This window comes from Gemmatimonadaceae bacterium (assembly GCA_019637355.1).
Classification (GTDB): Bacteria; Gemmatimonadota; Gemmatimonadetes; order Gemmatimonadales; family Gemmatimonadaceae; genus Pseudogemmatithrix.
The window spans coordinates 1-8,761 of sequence record JAHBVT010000002.1; the positions used below are offsets into that span (position 1 = coordinate 1).

11 protein-coding genes are annotated in these 8,761 nt (G+C 65.8%); 7 read left to right on the plus strand and 4 right to left on the minus strand.

The features are described 5' to 3' along the window. A partial coding sequence (locus KF689_14385; protein ID MBX3134567.1) for a hypothetical protein occupies window positions 1–720 on the plus strand: 720 nt, incomplete at its 5' end. A gap of 36 nt (window positions 721–756) precedes the next feature. Here KF689_14385 and KF689_14390 read toward each other — a convergent pair. Next, on the minus strand, window positions 757–1,713 hold the full coding sequence (locus KF689_14390) for an IS30 family transposase (GenBank protein ID MBX3134568.1): 957 nt from the start codon (window positions 1,711–1,713) through the stop codon (window positions 757–759). A gap of 295 nt (window positions 1,714–2,008) precedes the next feature. On the opposite strand from KF689_14390, the gene KF689_14395 reads away from it, so the two are divergent. The 6 genes from KF689_14395 (at window position 2,009) to KF689_14420 (ending at window position 7,083) form a co-directional block, all read left to right on the plus strand. After that, a complete protein-coding gene (locus KF689_14395; protein MBX3134569.1) occupies window positions 2,009–2,797 on the plus strand; it encodes a carboxypeptidase regulatory-like domain-containing protein in 789 nt (262 codons plus the stop codon). Between the two features lie 202 nt (window positions 2,798–2,999). Further along, on the plus strand, window positions 3,000–3,716 hold the full coding sequence (locus tag KF689_14400) for a hypothetical protein (GenBank protein MBX3134570.1): 717 nt from the start codon (window positions 3,000–3,002) through the stop codon (window positions 3,714–3,716). Between the two features lie 166 nt (window positions 3,717–3,882). Next, a complete protein-coding gene (locus tag KF689_14405) occupies window positions 3,883–4,488 on the plus strand; it encodes a cation transporter (protein MBX3134571.1) in 606 nt (201 codons plus the stop codon). 6 nt (window positions 4,489–4,494) lie between these two features. Continuing rightward, a complete protein-coding gene (locus KF689_14410) occupies window positions 4,495–5,319 on the plus strand; it encodes a plasmid pRiA4b ORF-3 family protein (GenBank protein ID MBX3134572.1) in 825 nt (274 codons plus the stop codon). Between the two features lie 77 nt (window positions 5,320–5,396). Further along, window positions 5,397–6,332 (plus strand): PD-(D/E)XK nuclease family protein, encoded by a 936-nt coding sequence (locus tag KF689_14415; GenBank protein ID MBX3134573.1) that lies wholly within the window; start codon window positions 5,397–5,399, stop codon window positions 6,330–6,332. A 145-nt stretch (window positions 6,333–6,477) separates the two neighbouring features. Next, window positions 6,478–7,083, plus strand: coding sequence for a cation transporter (locus KF689_14420; GenBank protein MBX3134574.1), 606 nt, complete (start codon window positions 6,478–6,480; stop codon window positions 7,081–7,083). Window positions 7,084–7,520: 437 nt separating this feature from the next. Here KF689_14420 and KF689_14425 read toward each other — a convergent pair whose 3' ends face one another. The 3 genes from KF689_14425 to KF689_14435 are packed head-to-tail and all read right to left on the minus strand — an operon-like array spanning window position 7,521 to window position 8,607. After that, window positions 7,521–7,910: a MerC domain-containing protein gene (locus KF689_14425; protein MBX3134575.1), complete on the minus strand. Its 390-nt coding sequence runs from the start codon at window positions 7,908–7,910 to the stop codon at window positions 7,521–7,523. Beyond that, entirely contained in the window at window positions 7,907–8,191 is a 285-nt protein-coding gene (locus KF689_14430) for a hypothetical protein (protein MBX3134576.1), read from the minus strand. Before KF689_14430 ends, KF689_14425 begins: the two co-directional genes overlap by 4 nt. Before the next feature lie 2 nt (window positions 8,192–8,193). Next, complete coding sequence (locus KF689_14435) at window positions 8,194–8,607, minus strand: MerR family transcriptional regulator (GenBank protein ID MBX3134577.1); 414 nt, start codon at window positions 8,605–8,607, stop codon at window positions 8,194–8,196. Window positions 8,608–8,761: the final 154 nt, after the last annotated feature.

Below are 8,761 nucleotides of genomic sequence, written 5' to 3' on the forward strand. Positions count from 1 at the left end.
CCACGTTATGCTGATCACCCACCATCGGTGCAACTCACAGTTATGCGAACCCTGATTCTTGCCGCTCTTTGCGTCTCCGTGTCTGCCGCTTGCAGCAAGAAGCAGACGGTAGTTGAGGGCTCTGTGTTTATCGTCACACGAGGCGGTGACAACTATAAGCTCGGCCTCGTTGAGATCGGCGCGTACGCAGACACGACAGTCGAGCGGATCTTTGGCGCCCGTTCGGCTGAAGCGGCGGCGGCGTACCCTGCGCTCCGCGCTCGCTTTGACAGCCTGGCTCTTGTGGCGGAGCGGCGTCAAGCCGCTGCCTCAGCGGCCTTTGACCGCTCCATGGCAAACATATTGTCGGAGACGCTCGAATCCCGATGGCGCCGCGCCCAGGATGAATCGACACTCGCAATTGCAGCGATGGTAGCCGGCTCCGCTGCCGTCGACAGTCTCTCCGCGGCACCATTCTACTTTGCGGACCTACCTTCACCGATAGCGACCGCAAAGTCCGACGCAGACGGTCGCTTCTCGATGACCGTTCCCCGCCAGCGCATCGTGTTGGTCGGCGTGGCCAGCCGAAATGTCATGGGTGACATCGAGAGGTACTACTGGGCCGTCCGCCTTGATTCGCTACCTCAGGACACTGTCCGCGTGATGTTGAGCAACGACAATCTGTTCGCGACGAGATGTCGGAGTTGTATGCCTGGCTTCATTCCCGATGTTCAGCGATGACAGTGTAGAGTCAACTTTGAAGTGCACCGGTGAGGGTTAGGCGGCATAGACTTCCGCCGGCGTTTTGAAGCCGAGTCGCTTGCGTGGCCGACGGTTGAGCTTGTCCGCGATGCGCTGGCAGTCGCGCTGCGTCAGCCCCTTCATCGAGCGACGCTTCGGCAGGTACTGCCGGATCAATCCGTTGGCGTTCTCGTTGCTGCCGCGCTCCCACGAGTGATGCGGCGTGGCGAAGTAACACTTCGCGTCGACGACCGCCTCGAGCTTTTCATAGGAGTGGAACTCCGTGCCGTTGTCGAGCGTCAGCGTGCGGACCGGCCGCGGCTGCGCCTCAATGAGCTGCCGGAGGCGGGCGTTCGTCTCCGGCGCCTGGCGTGAGTCGAGCTGCCCGATCGCGATGAAGCCTGACTTCCGCTCGACGAGCGTCAGGATGCACGCGGTGTCCGTCGTGCTCCCCATCACCGTGTCGCCTTCCCAATGCCCGAAGCGCGAGCGATTCTCGGCGCCGGCCGGCCGCGTCGAGATGTGCCGCTTCCCCGCAAGGCGTCCGCGGCTGTCGTAGGTGCCATAGCGCTTGCGCAGGTTCTTCGTCATCACGCGCAGGTGCGTGTACAGCGTCCCGCCGCGTTCGCGGTCGGCGTGGATGTGCCGGTAGATCGACTCGTGGCTCGGCGTGCGAATCCCGAAGCGCGCATGGAACCCCACGATTTGCTCGGGGCTCCAGTCCTCGCGGATCCAGTGCTCGACGAAGGCCCATTCCTCGGCGGTGATCCGCGCGTTCCGGCGCGAGGCGCGTCGCCGCTCGTTGGTGTAGGACTGGGCGCGGTCGACCCAGTACGTGCGACCATCCGTGCGCCAGGCATTGCGGCGCACCTCGCGGCTGATGGTGCTGGGGGCACGCCCGAGCTCCCGTGCGATGGCGGCGCAGGAGTAGCCCAGCTTCCGCAGGGCCGAAATGGCGTACCTTTCTTCGTGGGTGATCTGGGTGTAGGTCATGGCTTCCTTTCTCTTGGCGGAGGATTGAAGCCTAGCCTGCCCCAGGTCACCTCACCCAGTTCGGGAACGGCAGAAGCCTGTGCACTTAGTATGTGAATGCGCGCAGCATAACGACGCTTGCTGCTGATGAACGCGGTGCGGAGTGGGTTTGGCGGGGCCGCCGTAATGCCCTAGGCTGGTTGCGGCGGCCCCGCCAAACCCTTCTTATTGGAGCGTTCACAGCAGAAGCACACGTTATGCGGATCGCCGCGCCACGGTGCCGAACTCGTAGACTCTTGGAGGCAAGTGCCCGCTGTTGCGAACGCTCTGGGTTTCGCTCGCCTGCGTCCTGGTCGCGCAGGCTCCGGCCGCGGCGCAAGGGCTTCGCGGTAGCGTCGTCGACTCGACGGGACGGCCGCTCGCGGACGCCGAGATCATCGTCGTCGAACCGGCCATTCGGACGCGGTCGGATTCGCTCGGTAGCTTCCGGCTGTCCCCGATCGCCCCGGGCCGACGCGTCGTTCGTGTCCGACTCATCGGCTATCGACCGTACGAGACCACCATATCCATCACCGGCGAGTGGACGACCCTGCGCGTGACCTTGCGTCGCATGCCCACGCTCCTCGCGGAGGTGCGGATCACGGACACGCGGCTCTGCGCACCGAACACGCTGGCCGGCTTCGAGTGCCGCCGCTCTTCCGGGCTCGGCCTGTTCCGCGATGCGGGTGAGCTGCGGAGCCTGCGTCCGTCCGCATGGGCGGATATGCTCGATGGCATGCCGGCGCTCCGCCGCGAACCGACGATGACGCCCGACGGCCTCGATTGGCGACCAGCCGCGCCTCCCGGCGGATGCTTGCGGCAGATCTTCAATGGCGAGGACCCCGAGTTCGACGGGCACGTCCGGCGGGTGCCCATCAGCGAGCTGGTCCCGCAGGATGTCGTCGCCATCGAGTACTACCCGCGATATGCCGAGGTGCCAGAGCAGTTCCGGCGATACGCCTGGCCGAGCAGTTCCGCCCAGCCGTGCGCCTTGCTCGTCTACTGGTTGCGCGAGGCACCGCCGCGCCGACGCTCGCGGCCGCGACCGCCAGAGTTCCCGTCGTAACCGCATAACGATGCTTGCTGCCGTCAAGCGCAGGAGCGGTAGCGGTTGTGGGGCCACGGCTTCACCTTATGTGAAGGACGGCCGCGGCCCCACAACCGCATTTTGTTGGAGCGCTTGCAGCAGAAGCGAACGTTATGCCGATTCGACGGGCATCCGCGTATTGCAGGCAACCGTCTGACAGGCGCCGTGGTACGAACAGGGGATGAGGTTCCGCGCGCTCCGTCCCCACCGGCGCCCCCGCCTGCCCTCGCTTGTCGCCGGAGCCGTCGCGCTCCTCGTGCAGGCGACGTTGGCTGTCCTCGTCCTCTGGCAACCGGCACCTGCGCCAGTCGAGCCCGCACGCAGCCCTCGCGCGGCGGAGCCCACTCCACGACTCATCTACATCCCCACCGTGCGCCCTCGCGACTCAGGACCTGGCGACCCAACGACTCCTGGCGGCGCGCGAGGCGGGACCGTTGGTGCATCCACGGTTGATTCGAGCACGACGGGCGTACTCGACGCCGATGCCGCGTCCTCCGGAGCCGCGACTGCAGCGCCGTCGCCCGCAGCCGAGCGGCCCTACGGCCTGTTCGACAACCCGTTCATGCCGTCGCGCGATGCCCGGCTCGCGGTGCCGCCGCTCAGCGAATCGGACTCGCTACAGCCCCTGCGTGATCACCTCGACCGCGCGTTCATCAAGGCCCTCGCGCGGGAGCGCGCTGCGAATGCCGCGAGTGATTGGACCATCGGAAGCGGCGACGCCCGCTTCGGCCTTACGCCGGGGCGACTCCACCTCGGCCACTTCACCATCCCGCTTCCGGTGACGGTCCGCTCGCTGCGCGACGTCGATCCCCGCATCCGCCAGCAGCAGGCGATGTTGCGCGAGGTGCGCGAACAAGCCGAGCGGCGTGACCGCGAGGCGCGGGCACAGCGCCCGTGAGGTCGCGCGCGCACGGCATAACGACGCTTGCTGCCGATGAACGCGGTGCGGACTGGGTTTGGCGGGGCCGCCGTGATGCCCTAGGCTGGTTGCGGCGGCCCCGCCAAACCCTTCTTATTGGAGCGTTCACAGCAGAAGCATACGTTATCCGGAGTGAGACGCATCGGTGAGTAACGAACATCTCGGACGGCGCGCGCTGACGACGTTGTTCGCGCTGAACGGTACGATGTTCGTCGTCGAGCTCCTCAGCGGCTGGCGCGCGGAGTCCATGGGACTCATCGCGGACGGCCTCGATATGGGCGCCGACGCCGCTGTCTATCTCCTCGCCCTGCTCGCCATCGGCGCGGCCGAGTCCCGCAAGCTCAGGGCCGCGCGCTTTGCCGGCCGGGTGCAGCTCGCGCTCGCCGTCGTCGCGATGCTGGAACTGGCGCGTCGTGCCGTCATGGGGAGCGCGCCAGAACCGCCAACCATGGTCGCGGTGTCCCTCGCCGCGCTCGCCGTCAACGTCTGGTGCCTCGTCCTCCTGCGCCGCCATCGGCACGGCGAGGTCCATCTCCAGGCGGCGTGGATCTTCTCCGCCACCGATGTGCAGGCGAATCTCGGTGTGCTCCTGGCCGGGGCACTCGTCGCCCTGACACGCTCGGCGATTCCCGACCTCGTCATCGGACTCGTGGTCTGCTGGCTCGTCCTCCGCGGGGCGATCCGCATCGGGCGCCGCGTGCGCGCCGCCGAGCTGGCCGCCGACGCCGCGACATCCGTGCGACCCGGATAACGACGCTTGCTGCCGACAGCCGCAGCGAAGGATGCAGTTGTGGGGCAGCCGCGTTATCGTACGTGGGACAGCCTGCGGCTGCCCCACAACTGCTTTTTATGGAAGCGGCTGCAGCAGAAGCAGACGTTATATCGACACCGCAACCTTTCGATGCCAACGCCCAAGAAGCGCACGCTAACGCTCCACTCGCGCCCCGCTTCGACACTCGGCGTCCTCGTCTTGCGCGTCAGCATTCGCGGCATCGAGCCGCCCGTCTGGCGTGAAATCTCGGTCCCGGAGACCTACACGCTTGCGCAGCTGCATCGCGTGCTGCAGTGCGTGTTCGCATGGCTGGATTATCACCTCTACGATTTCCGCATTGGACGGAAGCGCTACGTCCCAGCCGTCAACGAGATGCCTGGCGCCGATACGGCGGTCACGACCCTGGCTTCGCTCGGGCTGAAGCGAGGCTCCCAGCTCGTGTACACGTACGACTATGGCGACGATTGGGAGCACGATATCGAGGTCATGCACGTCGCACGCGAGACGGTGAACCCGCGCGCAATCCCGATGCCCCGTGTGCTCGACGGGCAACGCGCCGCGCCGCCCGAGGATTGCGGAGGGCCGCCTGGGTACGCGCGGCTCCTCGATGCGCTCGCGGATCCGAGGAATCCCGACCACGACCAGGCGCACTACTGGGTGCCGCGCGGCTTCGACCCGGCCGTCTTCGACCGCCCCGCAGCTGACCACGCAGTCGTACTGGCTTGTGCGTGGGGTGCGATAAAACGACGCTTGCTGCCGACAAGCGCAGGTGCGGTAGCGGTTGTGGGGCCTCAGCCTCATCTTAACTGAAGGTCTGCTGAGGCCCCACAACCGCATTTTATGGAAGCGCTTGCAGCAGAAGCACACGTTATGTCGACGCGCGCGAAATGACAGATATTTTAATCCAGCTTCGCGGCGTCGCCGAACGCGACGTCGACCTATTCCTCGTTGAAGAGCTTGTTGCTTCGCCAGCGTTTCGCGCGTGGTTCACCAGCGCACTCGACGTTGGCGCGGGCTTCGAGCTGGTTGCAGTGGAGCGTTCGGCGCTCTCGTCGAGTGGAGAGAGCGATCTCGACCTCGTGTTCGCGTCCGGCGCATCGCGCACGGTCGTGTTGGTCGAGAACAAGATTGACGCCATTATGCAACCTCGACAGGCCGAGCGATATCAGGAGCGCGCGCAACAACGCCGCGCCGAGCCTGGGACTGCAGTGGTCATTACGCTGCTCGTGGCACCGGAGCGGTACGCCACCGATTCAGCAGGATTCGACCGCCGCCTCACGTACGAAGACATTCGCGCGGCACTGGTGTCCAATGGCACTCCGGATGCGCGGACGCAGTACAAGCTTCGGCTTCTCGATCTCGCGATGGATCGTGCACGCACTGGATGGGTGGCCGTTCCGAGTGAGTCGACTTCGGCTTTCTGGACCCGCTACTTCGACTTGACCAAGGAGTTGGCACCGCAACTCAGAATGCCGCGCCCCGGCGCGAAGCCCGCCCTCTCGAGTTTCGTGGTGTTCAAGCCGACGGTGCTCCGGAAAGGAGTGCGTCTCATCCACAAGCTTCCTTACGGGCGCGTTGATCTCCAGTTTGACGGCCGCATCGCTGAGCTGGACGCATTCGCGGAGCGGTATCGCACCACATTGAGCGACGGGATGTACGTAGCGCCCGCGAGCAAGTCTTTTGCCGTTCGCGTTGAAGTTCCTCAAGTCAATCTCGAGGGCTCCGTTTCGGAAGCTGAAGCGTCGATGCGCGCGGGAATCTTGGCCGCTGAGCGCCTACACGTGTGGTACTCGCAGGTCGCGCCTCACATAGGCGCGACATAACGACGCTTGCTGCCGACAAGCGCGGATGCGGTAGCGGTTGTGGGGCCGCCGCTCCACTTTATGGAAGGACTGCAGCGGCCCCACAACCGCATTTTATGGGAGCGCTTGCAGCAGAAGCACACGTTATCCGGAGTGAGATCCATCGGTGAGTAACGAGCATCTCGGACGGCGCGCGCTGGCCACGTTGTTCGCGCTGAACGGGACGATGTTCGTCGTCGAGCTCGTCAGCGGATGGCGCGCGGAGTCCATGGGACTCATCGCTGACGGCCTCGACATGGGCGCCGACGCGGCGGTTTACCTCCTTGCCCTGCTCGCCATGGGGGCGGCCGAATCACGCAAACTCCGGGCGGCACGGTTCGCGGGAAGAGTGCAGCTCGCGTTGGCCGTGCTCGCCATGTTAGAACTCGCCCGTCGTGCCATCATGGGCAGCACTCCAGAGCCGCCGACGATGGTCGCGGTGTCGCTCGCCGCACTTGCCGTAAACATCTGGTGCCTCGTTCTGCTGCGCCGCCATCGCCATGGCGAGGTGCATCTGCAGGCCGCTTGGATCTTCTCCGCCACCGACGTGCAGGCGAACCTCGGGGTACTGCTCGCCGGTGCGCTCGTGGCGTGGCTCGACACCGCGATTCCCGATCTCCTCATCGGACTGGTCGTCTGCGGACTCGTGCTCCGTGGCGCGGTTCGCATCGGTCGGCGGGTGCGTGCCGCCGAGTTGGCCGCCGATGCCGCGGCATCCGCGCGACCCGGATAACGACGCTTGCTGCTGATGAACGCGGGTGCGGATGCAGTTGCGGGGCGGCCGGTTGTTGAGGCAGTCGAAGGTCTAGCGGCCGCCCCGCAACTGCTTTCTATTGGAGCGTTCACAGCAGAAGCACACGTTATCCGGACGACGCGTGTCGCCGAGTTCCCTGCACTGAACTTTTTGGGTAAACAGCGGACAGCAGGTTGGCGTAGCGCGCGCGGACACATCGCCCACTCGCGCGCGCGCGGTTCGCATCACCCCACACGTGCGTCGCGACCGCGACCCTCACCTGCGCTGCTTCAGCGGTCGTGCGCGCAAGCAGTCCAATCGACTTCGGCGCGTTAACGCTGGGACGCCGTATAACGGCAGTTGGTGCCGACGGCCACGCTATTGTAGCGGCCGCTGCGCGGCCGCATTTTATGGAGCGTCCGCAGCACAACTTGACGTTATGCGGACGCGCGCGTGCTCAAGGTTGCACAGTTTCTTCGCGCGTAACTGTTCCATCCCGCCCCGATGACGAGCGCAGCGGAACCCCCGTAGATCATCTGCATCGCCGGAAATCCGTGCACGAGAATCACGCCGGCTGCGAGCGACACCGCGCCTAGCCCACCGACAACGAACGGGCCCCAGCGCCCGTGCGTCCGCGCGCCCTTCCAGAAGCCTGTAACGGCGACCGCCAGGGCGAGGAGCATCGCGGGCCACAGAATGCCGTCCTTGCGCAGGAATCCAAGGCCGAGTGCGGCCAGTCCACCCACAATGAACGGCGTTCCCGCGCAGCACAGCGCCGCGAGGATCGCACCGAGGACTCCCGCCCCATCACGTGTCCCCGGCTTCATCGGCTCGCCGCAGTCAGGGCCGCACGCAGCACCTCGAGACTGGGCCCTCCACCTACCGCGCAGCCCGCGCCGCTCGTCGCCGCCTTGTGCTCGACATCGACCCCATTCACGAGTACGGTCGGCGACGAATAGCCGCGTAGATTCGTCGGCGTCGCGGCCTCGCCTGTGTCCCACTCGCTCCATTCAGCAGACAATCCGAGACTCCCCAGCGCGTCCGCAATGCGTTGACGCGCCGATACAACGTGCGGGCATCCCTCGAAGTACACCAAATCGATCTGCATCGCTAACTCCTCTCCGCAGGTTCGAGCGCCGCCAGGATGGGGCACTCCTCCGTGACCGCTCGCGCGTCGCACGCACCAATGAGCCGTGCGAGCACCTTGTCCATCCGTCGCAGCGCGACGAGCTGCTCGCGGACGCGCGCGCGCGCGATCTCGGCGGACTCCTTCACCGGCTCGCAACGTCGCGGCTCCCGCACACGAAGCGCGAGGAGCGCGCGAATCTCATCGAGCGTGAATCCCATCGCCTGCGCGCGGCGAATGAACACGACGCGACGGACCGTGTCCGGAGCGTATTCACGGTAGCCGCCTGCCGTGCGGTGGCGAGCGCTCAACAGGCCGCGCCGCTCGTAGTACCGGAGCGTCTGCACGCCCACGCCCGCCGCCTCAGCGACGGCCCCGATGCGCAAAGGGACTTTCATACGATGTAGGATAAACCCTATACCACGGTATAGAGTCAAGGGCGCTCACGCCGCGCGCTCAGCAATGGCGCCGCATAACGACGCTTGCTGCCGACAAGCGCGGGGTTGGTAGCGGTTGTGGGGCCGCTGCTCCACTATATGGAAGGAATGCAGC